The 15,435-nt window shown below is 61.7% G+C and carries 15 protein-coding genes; 2 read left to right on the top strand and 13 right to left on the bottom strand.

Going from position 1 to position 15,435, the window contains the following annotated elements; genetic code table 11:
- Positions 1-3 precede the first annotated feature (3 nt).
- The 6 genes from KOM00_RS10135 to iorA form a co-directional block, all read right to left on the bottom strand.
- On the bottom strand, positions 4-1,143 hold the full coding sequence (locus KOM00_RS10135; RefSeq protein ID WP_216498806.1) for an ABC transporter substrate-binding protein: 1,140 nt from the start codon (positions 1,141-1,143) through the stop codon (positions 4-6).
- A gap of 41 nt (positions 1,144-1,184) precedes the next feature.
- Positions 1,185-2,327, bottom strand: coding sequence for an ABC transporter substrate-binding protein (locus tag KOM00_RS10140; protein WP_216498807.1), 1,143 nt, complete (start codon positions 2,325-2,327; stop codon positions 1,185-1,187).
- Between the two features lie 268 nt (positions 2,328-2,595).
- Positions 2,596-3,027 carry an ACT domain-containing protein gene (locus KOM00_RS10145; protein WP_216498808.1) on the bottom strand — a complete coding sequence of 144 codons (432 nt, stop codon included), beginning with the start codon at positions 3,025-3,027 and terminating at the stop codon, positions 2,596-2,598.
- Between the two features lie 12 nt (positions 3,028-3,039).
- Complete coding sequence (locus KOM00_RS10150) at positions 3,040-4,344, bottom strand: phenylacetate--CoA ligase family protein (protein WP_216498809.1); 1,305 nt, start codon at positions 4,342-4,344, stop codon at positions 3,040-3,042.
- A gap of 186 nt (positions 4,345-4,530) precedes the next feature.
- Positions 4,531-5,112, bottom strand: coding sequence for an indolepyruvate oxidoreductase subunit beta (locus tag KOM00_RS10155; protein WP_216498810.1), 582 nt, complete (start codon positions 5,110-5,112; stop codon positions 4,531-4,533).
- A complete protein-coding gene (gene iorA, locus KOM00_RS10160; RefSeq protein ID WP_216498811.1) occupies positions 5,109-6,863 on the bottom strand; it encodes an indolepyruvate ferredoxin oxidoreductase subunit alpha in 1,755 nt (584 codons plus the stop codon). Before iorA ends, KOM00_RS10155 begins: the two co-directional genes overlap by 4 nt.
- A 339-nt stretch (positions 6,864-7,202) precedes the next feature.
- On the opposite strand from iorA, the gene KOM00_RS10165 reads away from it, so the two are divergent.
- Complete coding sequence (locus KOM00_RS10165; RefSeq protein ID WP_216498812.1) at positions 7,203-7,535, top strand: phage holin family protein; 333 nt, start codon at positions 7,203-7,205, stop codon at positions 7,533-7,535.
- Here the strand turns inward: KOM00_RS10165 and KOM00_RS10170 are convergent.
- Positions 7,532-8,188, bottom strand: a complete 657-nt coding sequence (locus KOM00_RS10170) for a methyltransferase (protein ID WP_216498813.1) — start codon at positions 8,186-8,188, stop codon at positions 7,532-7,534. The two genes, KOM00_RS10165 and KOM00_RS10170, sit on opposite strands and share 4 nt — an antisense overlap.
- 86 nt (positions 8,189-8,274) lie before the next feature.
- On the opposite strand from KOM00_RS10170, the gene KOM00_RS10175 reads away from it, so the two are divergent.
- The gene (locus KOM00_RS10175) at positions 8,275-9,216 is read left to right on the top strand and encodes a DUF72 domain-containing protein (protein ID WP_216498814.1); all 942 of its coding nucleotides are present in this window, start codon (positions 8,275-8,277) and stop codon (positions 9,214-9,216) included.
- 105 nt (positions 9,217-9,321) lie between these two features.
- Here the strand turns inward: KOM00_RS10175 and KOM00_RS10180 are convergent, their stop codons facing one another.
- The 6 genes from KOM00_RS10180 to KOM00_RS10205 form a co-directional block, all read right to left on the bottom strand.
- Positions 9,322-10,098, bottom strand: a complete 777-nt coding sequence (locus KOM00_RS10180) for a tRNA threonylcarbamoyladenosine dehydratase (RefSeq protein ID WP_216498815.1) — start codon at positions 10,096-10,098, stop codon at positions 9,322-9,324.
- 103 nt (positions 10,099-10,201) lie between these two features.
- The gene (locus KOM00_RS10185) at positions 10,202-10,459 is read right to left on the bottom strand and encodes a hypothetical protein (protein WP_216498816.1); all 258 of its coding nucleotides are present in this window, start codon (positions 10,457-10,459) and stop codon (positions 10,202-10,204) included.
- An 80-nt stretch (positions 10,460-10,539) separates the two neighbouring features.
- Complete coding sequence (locus tag KOM00_RS10190) at positions 10,540-12,021, bottom strand: TolC family protein (protein ID WP_216498817.1); 1,482 nt, start codon at positions 12,019-12,021, stop codon at positions 10,540-10,542.
- A 31-nt stretch (positions 12,022-12,052) separates the two neighbouring features.
- Positions 12,053-13,282, bottom strand: coding sequence for an ABC transporter permease (locus tag KOM00_RS10195; RefSeq protein ID WP_216498818.1), 1,230 nt, complete (start codon positions 13,280-13,282; stop codon positions 12,053-12,055).
- A complete protein-coding gene (locus KOM00_RS10200; RefSeq protein WP_236026878.1) occupies positions 13,282-14,004 on the bottom strand; it encodes an ABC transporter ATP-binding protein in 723 nt (240 codons plus the stop codon). Before KOM00_RS10200 ends, KOM00_RS10195 begins: the two co-directional genes overlap by 1 nt.
- On the bottom strand, positions 14,005-15,270 hold the full coding sequence (locus KOM00_RS10205) for an efflux RND transporter periplasmic adaptor subunit (protein WP_216498819.1): 1,266 nt from the start codon (positions 15,268-15,270) through the stop codon (positions 14,005-14,007).
- Between the last annotated feature and the right edge of the window lie 165 nt (positions 15,271-15,435).

Genomic DNA, 15,435 nt, shown 5'->3' on the forward strand with positions numbered 1-15,435 from the left:
TACCTACTTGACCAGCACCCAGTCTTTTTTGCGCACTTCGACCAGGGTGAAGGCGTCCTTGGTCAGACCGGCGTGGTCTTTGGCGGAGTAGCTGAACACGCCGCCGATGCCTGCAAAGTTGCGGGTGGACTCCAGCGCGTTGCGGATGCCGGCGGGGGTGTCCCCGCCTTTCTCTATGGCGCCTTTCAACAGCATGACCGCATCCCAGGCGTGGCCGCCGAAGTGGTCCCCTTCAGCCTTGAAGTGGTTCTGGTAGTCCTTGATGAAGGCAAGCAGGGAGTTCCGCTGCTTGTCATTTTTGGGAAGCAGATCTGCCACCAGCACCTTGCCGGAGGGGAGCCTGATCCCCTCGGCAGCGTCGCCGGCCAGCTCGATGAACTTCTTGGAGGAGACCCCGTGGCTCATGTAAACCGGGATGGTGAGACCGAGCTGCTTCGCGTTCCTGGCGATGACGGCCGGGCCCGGGTTCGTGCCCCAGCAGATGAGCGCCTGGGCCTGGGAGCCGCGGATCTTGGCGAGCTGTGCGGTCATGTCGGTGTCCTTCGGACCATACGTGTCGTCGGAGAGGATCTGGATGCCGTAGTGGGCAGCCTGGGCCTTCAGCTGTTCACGGCCGGAGGCGCCGAAACCGTCGGAGACGGTGAGAATGGCCACCTTGGTTTTCTTCTCCTTCTTCAGCTGCTCGAAGATCCTGGCGACGGCCAGCCCGTCGTTCTGGGCGGTCTTGAAGACCCACTTCTTCACCGGCTCGGTGATCTTGCTGCCGGCAGCGCAGGAAATGAGCGGAATCTGGGCCTTCTCGACGACCGGGATGATGGCCATGCTGTCACCCGTGGTGCTGGGGCCGATGATGGCGACCACCTGGTCGTTCTTCACCAGCTTGTTGGCGAGCTGTACCGCCTTGGTGGCATCCCCGCCGGTATCGTAGGTGATCAGCTCCAGCTTGCGCCCCTTGACGCCGCCCGCCTTGTTGATCTCGTCGACGACCATCTGTGCGGTGTTGCGCTCGGGCTCCCCGAGGAACGATGCGGGGCCGGTCACGGCGAAGAGCGCGCCGATCTTGATCGGCGGAGCTGCCAGTGCGGCGGTGGACAGGCAGAACAATGCAAACGAAGCAAAAGCAGTCGAGACAAGTTTTTTCACGGTTTCCCTCCCCTTTTGAGCGGCATTTTCGCCGCAGATCATTATTTCACGATGACCCAGTCGCCCTTGACGATGCGTACCATCTCGAAGGCGCCCAGGTCGAGGCCGTTGTGGTCGGTCGGGGACATCTTGAAGATGCCGGACACGCCCACCATGCGGCCGTTTTTCTCGATGCCGTCGCGAATCTGCGCCGGGGTGACGGCGCCTTTCTTGATGGCCGCGGCGATGAGCTGGAAGCCGTCGTAGGCGTACCCGCCGAAGGTGGAGGCCTCGACGCCATAGCTCTTCTTGTAGTCGGTGTTGTAGTCCTTGAGCAGTTTTGCCTGAGGATCGCTCGGCTTCAGCAGGTCGAACACGGCCAGCTTGCCGGCCGGAAGCATGATCCCCTCAGCGGCCTGGGCGGTGGCAAGCTCGATGTACTTCTTGGAGGCGACACCGTGGCTCTGGTAGACCTGTGTTTTCATGCCGAGCTGCTGGAGATTGCGGGTGATGATAGCGGGACCGGGGTTGGTGCCCCAGCAGATGATCGCGTCCGGCTTGGCCGCCTTGATCTTGGTGAGCTGCGGCGTCATGTCGGTATCTTTGGGGGAGTAGACCTCGTCTGCCACGATCTTGAAGCCGCGCTTGGTCGCCATCTGCTTCAACTGCTCCCGCCCGGACGAGCCGAAGGAGTCGGAAACGGTGATCAGGGCGATGTTCTTCTGCTTCAGCTTCTCGGCCTGGATCAGGATCTTTTCCGCCGCGACGTGATCGTTGGCAGGGGTTTTGAAGACCCATTTCTTGACGGGATCGGTGATCTTGATGCCGGCGGCGCAGGAGATCAGCGGGATCTGCTCTTTTTCCGCGATGGGGATAACGGCCATGGATTCACCGGTGGTGCTGGGGCCGACGATGGCGGAAATCTTGTCATTCTTGATCAGCTTGCTGGCGAGCTGCACCGCCTTGGTGGCGTCCCCGCCGGTGTCGTAGATGAACAGTTCGATCTTGGAGCCGTTGATGCCCCCCCTGGCGTTGGTCTCCTTGACCAGCAATTCAAGGGTGTTCTTTTCCGGTTCGCCAAGAAAGGAAGCAGGTCCGGTGACGGCGAAGAGTCCCCCGATCTTGATGGGAGCTGCGGCGAAGGCCGCGCTGGCGCTGCACAGAAGCAGCATGGTGATACCGACTACAGCGAACATCTTTCTCATCTGTTGCCCCCCTCTACTTGGTTAACCGCATTGAATATGAACAGGTTGTACGACTGCCGTTAAAGAAACGGTTCATGCCAGGCTGGGACGCCGCCGGGCGACGGTCCGGCCGGAGCGAGTGCGCTGGGCGAATATTTATTCGCCCCTACAGCGACCACGATTCCCCCCGTCTACGGCCCCACCTGTAGGGGCGAATAATCATTCGCCCCCCTCCCCCCTACGAAGGGACGCTCGTGCGCATAAACGGCCTGACCTCCCGGCACTGAAACTACATGCTATAAAGCCTCTCCCCCGGCAGCACGTTGAAGCTCTTGCCGGTCAGGGTGGTGATCGCCTTCTGGGTCTCGTCGAAGCGGAAGATCATCACCGCGTTCTCGCCGCAGCGCTCCACGAAGGCATACATGTACTCGACGTTGATCCCGTCGGCATCCAGCACCTGCAGGATGTCGGCGAGCCCGCCGGGACGATCCGGGATCTCGACCGCGACCACCTCGGTCTTGCTCACCGTGAAGCCGCGCTCCTTGAGGACGTTTCTCGCCTTCTCCGTGTCGTTCACGATCAGTCGCAGGATCCCGAAATCGGAGGTGTCCGCCAGGGAAAGGGTACGGATGTTCACCCCGGCATCGCCCAGGATGCGGGTAACCTCTGCCAGACGTCCGAACTTGTTTTCGATGAATATGGAGATCTGTTCTACGTGCATGACTTTCCCTCCTCAGGCCTTGTTCCTGTTGTCGATGACGCGCTTTGCCTTTCCTTCGCTGCGGGTGATGCTCTTGGGCTCGACCAGTCTCACACGGCAGGTGACGCCCAGCATCTCCTTGATCTGCTTCTCGATCTTGACAGAGAGAGCCTGGAGGTGCTTGATCTCGTCGGAGAAGATGTTCTCGCCGACCTCGACCTGGACCTCGAGCGTGTCGAGGTTGTCCTTTCTTTCCACGATGAGCACGTAGTGCGGTTCGACCCCCTCGACCCCCATGAGTATAGCTTCGATCTGGGACGGGAAGACGTTGACGCCGCGGATGATGAGCATGTCGTCGCTTCTGCCGCTCATGCGGGCGATGCGCGCGTGGGTCCTGCCGCAGACGCAGGGCTCGTAGGTGATGGAGGTGATGTCGCGGGTCCGGTAGCGGATCAGCGGGATTCCTTCCTTGGTGATGGTGGTGATGACCAGTTCGCCCATCTGCCCTTCGGGAAGCACCTCGCAGGTCTCGGGGTTGATGATCTCGGGGATGAAGTGATCCTCCCAGACGTGGAGCCCTTTCTTTGCCTCGCAGCACTCGATGGCGACGCCCGGGCCCATGATTTCGGAAAGGCCGTAGATATCGACCGCGGAGAGGTTCAGCTTGGTCTCGATGTCGCGGCGCATCTCCTCGGACCAGGGCTCGGCGCCGAAGATGCCGACGCGCAGTTTCAGATCGCGGAAGTCGATCCCCTCCTCCTTGGCGGCCTCGGCCATGAACAGCGAATAGGATGGGGTGCAGGTGAGGACGGTGGAGCCGAAGTCCTGCATGATCATGATCTGCTTCTTCGTGTTGCCGCCGGACATCGGGATGACGGATGCCCCCAGCCGTTCGGCGCCGTAGTGCGCGCCTAGGCCGCCGGTGAAGAGTCCGTAGCCGTAGGAGTTGTGGATGATGTCACCCTTGTGCACGCCGGCCGCGACGAAGGAGCGCGCCATCAGTTCGCTCCAGGTCTCTATGTCCTTCCTGGTGTAGCCGACGACGGTCGGCTTGCCGGTGGTGCCGGAGGATGCGTGGATGCGGACGATGTCCTCCATCGGGACCGCGAACAGGTTGTAGGGGTAGGAGTCCCGCATGTCCTGTTTGTAGGTGAACGGGAGTCGTTGCAGGTCCGCGAGCGTCTTGATGGAATCGGAGCTGACGCCGGCCTTGGCGAGGGCCTCCTTGTAAAAGGGAACGCTTTTCTCGACCCGGGCCACCATGGCCTTCAGCCTCTTGAGCTGCAGCGCCTCGAGCGCCTCCCTCGGCAGTGTCTCGAACTCCTCGTTGAAAAACATGACTGACTCCTTAAAAACCAACGTCAAAAGCAAATTCTTTAACGCAAAGTCGCAAAGCCGCAGCGGCGCAAAGTAGAAAGCGATGACGGGGTTACAACAAGAAGTTCGTTGTGCCCTTCCCTTTGCGTCTTCGTGCCTCTGCGCCTTTGCGTTAAGGCTTGTAGGTCTTGGCTTTACGTCTTTGCATCACTTAAGCCCGCGCCCCATCTGGAAGGCCTTGAGGTTCACGTCCAGCGCCTTCTTGGGCACCATCTTCTCGATCGCCTCGATCCAGTACTTCTCCTCGATGTCCAGACGTTTGGAAACCGCACCAAGCAGCACGGTGTTGGCGGCGCGGGCATTTCCCGCCTCGATGGCGAGGTTCTGGCCGTCCACCAGCAGGCAGTCCGGGCAAAGCTCCTGGATCTTCAGCGCCATGTCCGCCGGGTAGGTCTCCTGCCCGACCAGCACGGCAGGGGGTGCGATGCAGAGATCGTTCACCACCACGGTGCCGCCGGGCTTCAACAGCGACAGGTAGCGGTAGCTCTCCATCAGCTCGAAGCCGAACAGGATGTCCCCCTCCCCTTCGGGAACCATCGGGGAGAAGACTTCCTTGCCGTAACGGACGTGGGACACGACGGAGCCGCCGCGCTGGGACATGCCGTGGATCTCGCTCTTCTTGACGTCGAAGCCTGCCAGCATGAAGGTCTCGGAAAGGATCTCGGCGGCGAGCAGAATGCCCTGGCCACCCACGCCTACCAGGACGATGTTGGTTACCTTGTCGCTCATTTCGCCTCCTGAATCGCAGAGAACTTGCACAGCTGGCTGCAGACGTCGCAACCGTTGCATAAAAGCGGGTCTATGTGCGCCTTACCCTTCTTGCCGCTGGAAGGGATCCACTCGATGGCCGGACAGCCGATCTTCAGGCAGGCGCGGCAGCCGGTGCAGGATTCGTCAACGACCTGCAGCGGTGCGCCCGCTTTGAAGATCCCTTCCCTCTTGATGAGGACGCAGGGCTTGTCGGTTATGATGACCGAAGTCTCGGGGCGCTCCATCTCCTCGGAGATCACCGTGCGGCACTCATCCAGATCGAGCGGGTTGATGGTGCGCACGTTCTTGACCCCGATCGCCTTGCAGAGCAGTTCGAAATCCACGGCGTTGGCGGGATCGTTCATCAGGGTATGGCCGGAACCGGGGTTTTCCTGGCGGCCGGTCATGGCGGTGATCCTGTTGTCCAGGATGATGACGGTGGCGGCACCCTTGTTGTAGACCATGTCCATTAGGCCGTTGATGCCGGTATGCAGGAACGTGGAGTCGCCGATGACTGCGACCACCTTCTTCCGCTCCTCGGGGGGGAGCACCTTGACCGCGCCGGTCGCCATGCCGATGGATGCGCCCATGCAGACACAGGTATCCATGGCGGAAAGCGGCGGCATGAAGCCCAGGGTGTAGCAGCCGATGTCGCCGGAGACGTAGGCCTTCAGCTGGTTCAAGGTGTAGAACACGCCACGGTGCGGGCAGCCCGGGCACATGTTGGGGGGGCGCCCCGGGAGCTTCTCTACGGTGGTCTGGGCATTCTCGGGAAGACCGAACGCCTTTCTGACCCGCCCCGGGGTGAGCTCGCCGCAGATCGAGATGATCTCCTTGCCGATGACGGGAATGCCGACCGCCTTCACCTGTTCCTCGATGAACGGATCGAGCTCCTCGACCACGTACAGCTTTTCCACCTTGGCGGCGAACTCACGGATGAGATCGAAGGGAAGCGGGTGCACCATCCCAAGCTTCAACACCGAAGCCTCCGGCAGCGCCTCGCGCACATGCTGGTAGCTGATGCCTGCGGTGATGACGCCGATCTTGGTATCGCGCATCTCGACGCGGTTGATCGGCATGCTGCAGCCGTCCTTGGAGAGCTGCACGGTGCGCTCCTCGACCACAACGTGGCGCACGCGCGCGTTGCCTGGCAGCATGACGAACTTGGCGGGGTTTTTCTCTATCTTCGCCTCCCGGACCAGGTCGGTGCGCTCGCCCAGGTTTACCACCGACTTGCTGTGCGAGATGCGGGTGGTGGTGCGCAGCAGGACCGGGGTATCGTACTTCTCGGAAATCTCGTAGGCGAGCCTGGTGAACTCCAGACATTCCTGCGAATCGCCGGGCTCAAGCATCGGCACCTTGGCAAACTTCGCGTAGTTGCGGCTGTCCTGCTCGTTCTGGGAGGAGTGCAGTTCGGGATCGTCGGCGCAGACCAGCACGAGGCCGCCATTCACACCGGTATAGGAGAGGGTGAAAAGCGGGTCGGCGGCGACGTTGACGCCTACGTGCTTCATGGTGACCAGCGACCTGGCGCCGACGAACGAAGCGCCGATGCCGACCTCGAGGGCTACCTTTTCATTGGTGGCCCAGGAGGAGTCGATTTCCCTGTAGCGGATGGTGTTTTCCAGGATCTCCGTGGAAGGGGTGCCGGGGTAGGCACAGGCAACTTTGACCCCTGCCTCGTATGCGCCTCTGGCAATGGCTTCGTTGCCGGAAAGTATTTCCTTCATGGGTTGCGTATCCTCTTTGTATTAATGTGAGAGTCGGCGAAATATACCCGAGTATTACCTGCGCTGTCAACTGCTTTATAGGAGCAAGTTAATCGCTATAATCAATATTTATGAGGGCTTAGATGGTCACATACTGAGAGGATCGAGAGCTTTTCGCAGTTTTCGAAAAGGTCGGCAAGTGGATGTTTACTGTCTGATTGAACATCGTTTTGACTGGGCGAAACAACAGCCCAAAATGAGCCGGCACTGTTAGTACTGAGCGGCCCAGGAATACCTTGGTCATGGGGGGAAATCGGGTATAATTGGCGGGTCGTTTTGGATGAAAAAAAGGAGGTTCACGTGGGATTCATTGTGAAGTGGCTGTTAAACGGATTGGCGATCGTCATTACAGCGTACCTGTTGCCGGGGGTGCGCCTGTCCGGGTTCGGCGCCGCACTCATCGCGGCCCTGGTGCTGGGCCTCATCAACACCTTCATAAAGCCGGTCCTGATGCTGCTCACCCTGCCGCTCAACATCCTGACCCTGGGCCTGCTCACCTTCGTGATCAACGCCCTGGTCATCATGCTGACCAGCGCCCTGGTGAGCGGCTTCTCGGTCGCCGGTTTCTGGTGGGCGCTCCTGTTCAGCCTCGTGCTGTCTGTGGTCAACTTCCTGCTGAACGCGATCTTCTAGAGCGGCTCCCCCATCAGCAGGCGGTTCTTCGGCGTGATGTCGAGGGGGATACTCTGGGTGTAGACCCGGTACCCCTGGCTGCGGAGACGGGCGGCCCGGGTGACGTCGACGGCGAGAGGGCCATCCAACCACCCCCCAATTCCGCCATCGTCACAGCTGCGCAGGTCGTGGCAACACGGCAGCACGGCGACCCGGCAGCGCGAGGCGACGGCCCGCTCCAGCACGAGATCGGTGAGGGAGCCGCAGGCATGGGCAGAGACCACGATGTCGCCCGGGTGCAACTCGACCAGGCTCAGGTCCTGCTCCAGAAGGGAGAACCGATCGGCTGCCACCGGCCATTCCGCCCGGATTTCGCAGGAAAGCCGGGCGGCGCTTTGCGGAACGCGCAAATCAACGCCGATGCCTTCCTTAAGCTCGCGGTCGAGGATGAGCAGCACCTGCGCCAACAAGCCGTGCCCGGCGGCAAGGTCCACCACCCGCCCCCCGCGAAAGCGCCGGTGCACCCGTCGCGCCACCTCCCACGCCTCGTAGAGCTCCTTTCGCGGGAGACACCCGGCCCGGCACACGGCGCGGGCGATGCGGTCAAAGAGGGTATCGCCGGGAAAATGCGGCAGCATGCGCTCGGTCAGTCGGTTCTTGGAAGATCGGTCCATTCTCGGTAATTCCTTGTACTCCCCTCGCCCACCGGCGCTACGCCCGACAGGCGGGAGAGGGGCTTTGGGGGGCATCGGGAGGTCCCATGGCACCAGGCAAAATCCGCATTGGCACCTGCTCCTGGACGGAAAGCAGCCTCATCGAAAGCGGCACCTTCTATCCGCGCGGTGCCGGCACGCCCAAGGCACGCCTGAAGTTCTACGCCCGCCAGTTCGATACCGTTGAGATAGAGAGTTCCTACTACCAGATACCTTCGGTCGAGATGGCGCAAGCCTGGACGGAGCGCACGCCGCCAGGTTTCCTGTTCCACGTCAAGGCGTTCGGCGCCCTTACGGGTCACAACATCGACCCGCGCCGGCTACCGGCCGAACTGCAAGCGTTGCTGGCGCCGGGCGAGCTGGACCGGGAGGAGTTGCACGTGGCCGAGCCCGGGATGCTCAAAGCGATGGCCCAGGCGCTGCTGGACGCCCTGGAACCGCTCAGGCAGGCACGCAAGATGGGATTCACCATCTTCCAGTTCCCTCCCTGGTTCGGCTACAAGAAGGCGAACCTGGATTACCTGCGCTACTGCAAGGAACTGATGGCGGGGATACCGATTGCGGTCGAGTTCCGCCACGGCAGCTGGTTCACCGCGCATCACCGCGACGAACTCTTCGCCTTCCTCAAGGAACACAAGATCACCTACATCACCTGCGACGAGCCCCAGTACGGAAACCTCTCCACCGCCCCCTTCCATCCGGAAGCGACCACCGGGATCGCCTACCTCAGGCTGCATGGCAGAAACGGCGACTGCTGGCACAGCGATGTCCCCGGCGACGAGTACCTCTACCCGGAAGCGGAACTGCAGGAGATCGCGCGGCACGCCCTGCGGCTGAGCGAGACGGCGCGAACGACGTTCATCATGTTCAACAACTGCCGATGCGGTTACGCTGTGAAAAACGCGCTGGAGATGCGGGAGCATTGCAGAGTGGTCCCCCCTCCCCAAGCCCCCTCGCCCTCCGGGAGAGGGTGGCCGAAGGCCGGGTGAGGGCGGTGTCATAGTCAGGAAGGCAGCCATCCGGACAGAGGGGTAGAGACAACTGACGCCCTCACCCCTCCCCTCTCCCGAAGGGCGAGGGAGAAAGGCAGATTCCTACTCCGACCGCGCCGCCAGCAGGTCGTTCACCACCACCCCCGCCATGGTCAGACCGAAGATGGAAGGGATGAAGGAAACACTTCCCAGGATGACGCGGCGGTGCTCGCAGGAGAACTTCTGGTCGTCCTTGTTGGGGCAGATGCAGTTCCCCTTGCAGCCGCCGTCCTTGACCTCCTGCTCGCGGTACTCCTCGGTGGAGAAGACCACCTTAACCCCCTGCTCGATCCCCTGCTTCTTCAAGAGCTTGCGCACCGAGCGCGCCATGCGGCACTTGTGGGTCTGGGAGATGTCTGCCACGCCGATCTTGGTCGGGTCGAGTTTCGCAGCGGCACCCATACTGGATATGATGGGGATGTCCTTCTCACGGCAGGTACGGATCAGGTGCAGCTTGCTGGTGATGTGATCGATGGCGTCGACCACGTAGTCGTAGTGATCGTGGAGCAGAAAATCGCTGTTCTCGGCCGAGTAGAAGTCGTGATAGGGGACGATCTCCGCCTGCGGGTTGATCTGGCGCATGCGCTCGGCCATGACCAGGGCCTTGGCCTTGCCCACGGTGCCGTCCATGGCGTGCAGCTGGCGGTTCACGTTGGTGAGGCAGATGTCGTCGAAATCGACGATCACCAGGCGTCCGATGCCGGCGCGCACCAGGGCTTCAGCGGCATAGCTCCCTACGCCGCCCAGGCCGAAGATGGCAACGGTGGAATTTTTCAGTTTGTCGAGTCCGGCAGGTCCAATGAGGAGTTCGGTACGTGAAAAACGGTGCAAATGTGACATGTTTCCTTTGCCTTTGACGCTTTTGCTGGGATGGTAACGGCAAAGTATCTCATAGATGAGGCGTGCCTTGGAAGCGAAACTTTAACAGGGGAATCAACAACTATCAGCGGCGGGGCAGCGGGTTTCCCGACTCGGTCCGTATCCGTTCAAACCCCTCCTGCTTGGCGACTTCTTCATCGTAGGTATAAAAAATGGCGTAGTTGCTCCCTACGCCATGCGGATCCAGCTGTATCCCTTTCTCTTCCCACTGCCTGAAAAGCTGCAGGCTCTCCTCGAAATTGCGGATCAGATCGGCGATGGTCCTCGCGCCGACTGCAGTGAACTTGATCTGATGAACATGCTCGTAGCGCACTCTTTGCATAGCCACCTCCCCAGCCACCTTAACACTCGCCAATTGTAGCGTGAATCATGCTACTGGCAAACTCGCGGAGGCTGTGGCGGCTATTTCATCTTTTCGTAAAGATGGTCGGCCTCAGAGTCGGAGACGCTGATCCCCTGTTGGTCGAGGATCACCCCGGTCACACGCCACAGTTGCGTGATGGAGTTGTTGTAGTCGACCACGGCCTGGATCTGGTTCCCCTTGGCCGCCACCAGGTCGTTCTCCACGTCGAAGACATCCTTGGTGGTGGCGAGCCCGACGTCGTGCCTCTTCTGGAAGGCCCGCAACCGGTCCTCGGCGTAGGCGGTGCCGCGCGCGGTCACGTCGAGCTGCTGGTAGCTGGCCGCCACCAGGCGGATCGCGGCCTTCACGTCCCTAACGACCCCGGATTCGATGCTTTGCAGCTGGGTCTGGGCCTGCTCGAGGGCCAGCTTCTTCCTGATGTAGTCGTTCTCGGCGCTGCGGTTGCCCAAGGGATAGCTGAACTGCAGCCCCACCCCCCAACTCGGCTCGCTGATCGTTGCCGTCTTTTCCAGACCGCCCAGAAAGCGGCGATCGAAGCCACCGGTGCCGACGCTGGCGTTGAGGGTCAGATCGGGCAGGGTCTGGTTCTTGGCCACCCGCTGCTGCAGATCGTTGATCCTGATCACGTCGCGCTGCGTGGCCAGTTCGGTGCGGTTGCCCAGCGCATCGTCCAGCGCCTGCTGCTCCGAGAGGTTGTAGCTGTTGCGGTAGGGCTGGTCGGCCAAAGCGATCTCCGCGGAGGGTGGAAGTTGCAGTTCGACGCGCAACACGTCCATCTGGTCCCGAACCGCCCGTTCCGCATCGATGACCTGCTTCTCGCGCGTGGCGACCTGGAACTCGGAGTTCAAAAGCTCGTACGCGGGGAGCACCCCCGCCTTTACCCGCCCCTGGTCGTCCTGAAGGATGCGCTTGGCCAACGCGAGCGAAGTGCGGCGCACCTCCAGCACCTCGAGCAGGTTATAGAGCTGGAAATAGTCGTTGCGCACCTTGGCAACGGTGTCGCTCAGCCGGGTCCTGAAGACGTTCAGGGTTTCCCCCTTGGTGAAACGGGAGACGTTGATGGCGAGGTCGGTGGTATCCTTCCCGAATCCCTTGAGGAGCGGCTGTTTCAGCGACAGGTCGATGGCGTTGGAGTAGTACTTCGCGGAATTGCTGATCCAGCCGCTCTGCGCGGTGACGCCGACGACGGCGCCGGTGGGCAGGAGCTGGCTCACCCCTGCATTCGCGGTGACCTGGTCGATCTGCTGCGGCCGGAAGGTCAGGATATTGCTGCTGTTGCTGCGATCGTAGTTCACCCCGAGTGACAGCACGGGGTCGTAGATCCCGAGGTTGCGCCGGATGTCGGCCTCGGCCATGGCGGGATTGTAGAGCTCCACCTTCAGGTCGAGGTTTTTCTCGAAAGCCATCTTGATGGCGTCCTTCAGCGTCAGGTTGATGGTGGGCTGCGCGAAAGCCGAGGTGGCGGCACCGAACGTCAGGCAAAAGGAAAGGGCCAGCGCTGTTTTCCTGTTTCTCTTCATGGGTGATCCTTTCGACCAGCTTGTTAAACGGTTACTCGTATCTCAGGGCGTCGATCGGGTTCAGCGACGCCGCCTTGCGGGCCGGGTAGAAGCCGAAGAAGACCCCGACCCCGGCCGAGAAGGCGAAGGCGATGACGATGGTGTTGACCGAAATCAGGGTGGGCCAGCCGATGAAACTCGCCACGAGTTTCGCACCCGCTACGCCCAGCAGCATCCCGATGACCCCGCCGCAGGTGGTGAGAAGCACGGCCTCGGTCAGAAACTGCAGCAGTATGTCGCGCTTTTTGGCGCCGATGGCGATGCGGATGCCGATCTCGCGGGTCCTCTCGGTGACCGATACCAGCATGATGTTCATGATGCCGATGCCGCCAACCACCAAGGAGATCGAGGCCACCGCGCCCAGCAGGATGGACATCACCTTCGAGGACTGCTCGGTGACCGCCAGGAGCTCGGAGAGGTTCCTGATGGTGTAGTCGACCTCGCGGTTGGGACCGATCCGGTGACGCTGGTTCAAGAGCTCGGTGACCTCCTCCTCGGCCTTGTCCAGCACCTCGGCGTCCTTGGCCTGCACCATGATCGAGCCGACCACGTTGGGAAACTGGCTTCCCAGGAGCTTTCTCTGGGCGGTACGCAGCGGTACGTAGATCACGTCGTCCTGGTCCTGCCCCTGCGGCGACTGCCCCTTCCTCCCCAGAAGGCCCACCACGGTGAAGGGAATCTTCTTGATCCTGATGATCTTCCCCACCGGGTCGGTGCCGCCGAAGAGGTTATCAGCGACGGTCTGGCCGATCAAGCAGTTCTTGGTGGCGCCGTCGACGTCGGACTGGGTGATGTTGCGGCCGGCGATGATGGTCCAGTCCCGGACGTCGACCATCTCCGGGGTGACGCCGTAGACCACGGTGGACCAGTTCTGGTTGCCGTACACCACCTGCCCGGAGCCGCGCACGTTGGGCGCCACCGCCGCGACCGACGGGCATTCTGCCTTGATGGCGCGGGCGTCGTCGTAGGTGAGGGTCTGGGTGCCGCCGGAGCCGGAACGCATGCCGCCGGAGGTGACTGAGCCGGGAAGCACCAGGAGCAGGTTCGAGCCGATGCTGGAGATCTGGTCCGAGATCATTTTGCTGGCGCCGGAACCGATGGCGACCATGGCGATCACGGCGGCGATGCCGATGATGATCCCCAGCATGGTGAGCAGCGCGCGCATCTTGTTGACGCGCAGGGCGCGCAGGGCTATGAGCAGGCTTTGCCAAAGGGTCGTCATTATTGCTGCACCTCGGCGGGCGGAACCGCGGTCTTCGCCTGGAAGGGCTGGTCGGAGATGACTAGGCCGTCCCGGAAGATGATGTGCCGGCTGGTGAACTCGGCGACCTCGGGCTCATGGGTGACCATGATGATGGTGATCCCCTGCCGGTTCAGTTCCTGGAAGATCGACATGATCTCGACGGTGGTCCTGGAATCGAGGTTGCCGGTGGGCTCGTCGGCCAGGATGATCGACGGGCGGTTGACCAGGGCGCGAGCGATGGCAACGCGCTGCTGCTGGCCGCCGGAGAGCTGGTTCGAGTAGTGCCCTTCCCTTCCCGCGAGCCCCACCCTCTCGAGTGCTTCCATGGCGCGCGCCCTGCGCTCGGCGGCCGGGATCTGGGCGTAGACCAGGGGCAGCTCGACGTTCTGACGCGCGGTGGTCCGCGCCAGCAGGTTGAACCCCTGGAATACGAAGCCGAGCTTCTTGTTCCGTACCTCCGCCAGGGCGTCGGCGGAAAGTTTCCCGACGTCGACCCCGTCCAGGAAATAGCTGCCACGGGTGGGAACGTCCAGACACCCCAGGATGTTCATGCAGGTGGATTTGCCGCTGCCGGAGGCTCCCATGATGGAGACGAATGCGCCGCGGTGCACGGTGAAGGAAACGCCCTTCATCGCCTCGACGCGCTCCTCGCCCATGGTGTAAATCTTCACCACGTCTGTGAGACGGACCACTTCGTCCATTTAGAACCTCGGCCCCATGGGCGACCCCATGCCGCCTTTCTTCTTATCCTGGCTTAGCTGCTCCACTACGACATCGTCGCCTTCCTTTAGGTTGCCGGTCAGCACCTCGACGTAACTGCCGTCGCTGATGCCGGTGGTGATGGCAACCGGCACCGGCTTGCCTTCGGCGCTGAGCTTATAGACCTTTTGGCCGCCTTCCTTGCCGCCACCTTTCCCCTTGGGGCCGGCGCCAGCGCCGCGCCCGCCGCCGGCACCGGTCATGCCGCCGGGTCCGGCCGAGCCGCCGGCACCATTTTTGGCCGCGCCCGGTTTTTCCTTGTCGGAACGAGGCTTGAAGCGGAGCGCCGCGGCCGGTACCTTGAGGAGGTTGTCCTTTCTCAGGGTCTCCACGGTGACGTTGGCGGTCATCCCCGGTTTCAGTTTCAGCTCCTTGTTGTCCACCGCGATAACGGTGACGTAGGTGACCACGTTCTGGGTGACCACCGGCGCGTTCCTGATCTGCACCACCTTACCCTCGAACTGCCGGTCTGAGTAGGCATCGACGGTGAAGGTCGCCTTCTGGCCGATCTGCAATTTACTGATGTCCGACTCGTCCACGCTGGTGTCGATCTGCATCTTGGTGAGGTCTTGGGCGATGGTGAACAAGGTCGGCGTCTGGAAGGAGGCGGCGACGGTCTGCCCCACGTCCACGTTGCGGGAGACGACGGTGCCGTCCACCGGCGACCTGATGGTGGAGTAGTTGAGGTTAGTTTCGGCCTGCTTTAGGGCGCCGCGGGTCTGCAGCACGGTGGCCTCCGCCGCCTTCACGCCGGTCAGGGCTGAGTCATAGGCCGTCTGGGCCGCATCGAGATCGCTCTGGGCGATGATCCCTTCCTTCAGCAACTCCCGGTTGCGCCCGAGCGTTCTCTTGGCGTCGGCAAGCGTCACCTTGGACTTGGCGAGGGACGCCTCGGCGTTGAGGGCGTTGCCGCGGGACTGCTGCACCGCCGAGTTGAACAGCGCCGGGTCGATCTGGGCTATCGGCTGCCCCTTCTTCACAGGCGAGTTGAAGTCGACGTAGAGCTTCGCGATGGTCCCGGAAACCTGAGTACCTACCTGGACGGTAACCACCGCGTTCAAGGTGCCGGTGGCGGAGACCGTGGAGGTGATGGCACCGCGCTCGACCTTCAGCGTCTTGTACTGCACCTTCGGGGGTTGCTTGAAGTAGAAATAGCCGGCCGCTCCCAGAACGGTCAATAGTATGACGGCGCCTACGATTTTTTTCACGAGTCCACCTCTTTGATATTCTTAAGACTGCCGTTGCATTGCCGGCTGGCAGCACCAGTCCTGCGAAAGGGTAAATGCCAAATGTGCAAGAAAGATGAAACCGGCGAAATATCTGCAATCCGCAGTCAATCCGTCACTTTAACCATCCCTGAACCGGGGGTCAAT

The sequence above is a fragment of the Geomonas diazotrophica genome, assembly GCF_018919385.1.
In the GTDB taxonomy this organism is placed as follows: Bacteria; Desulfobacterota; Desulfuromonadia; order Geobacterales; family Geobacteraceae; genus Geomonas; species Geomonas diazotrophica.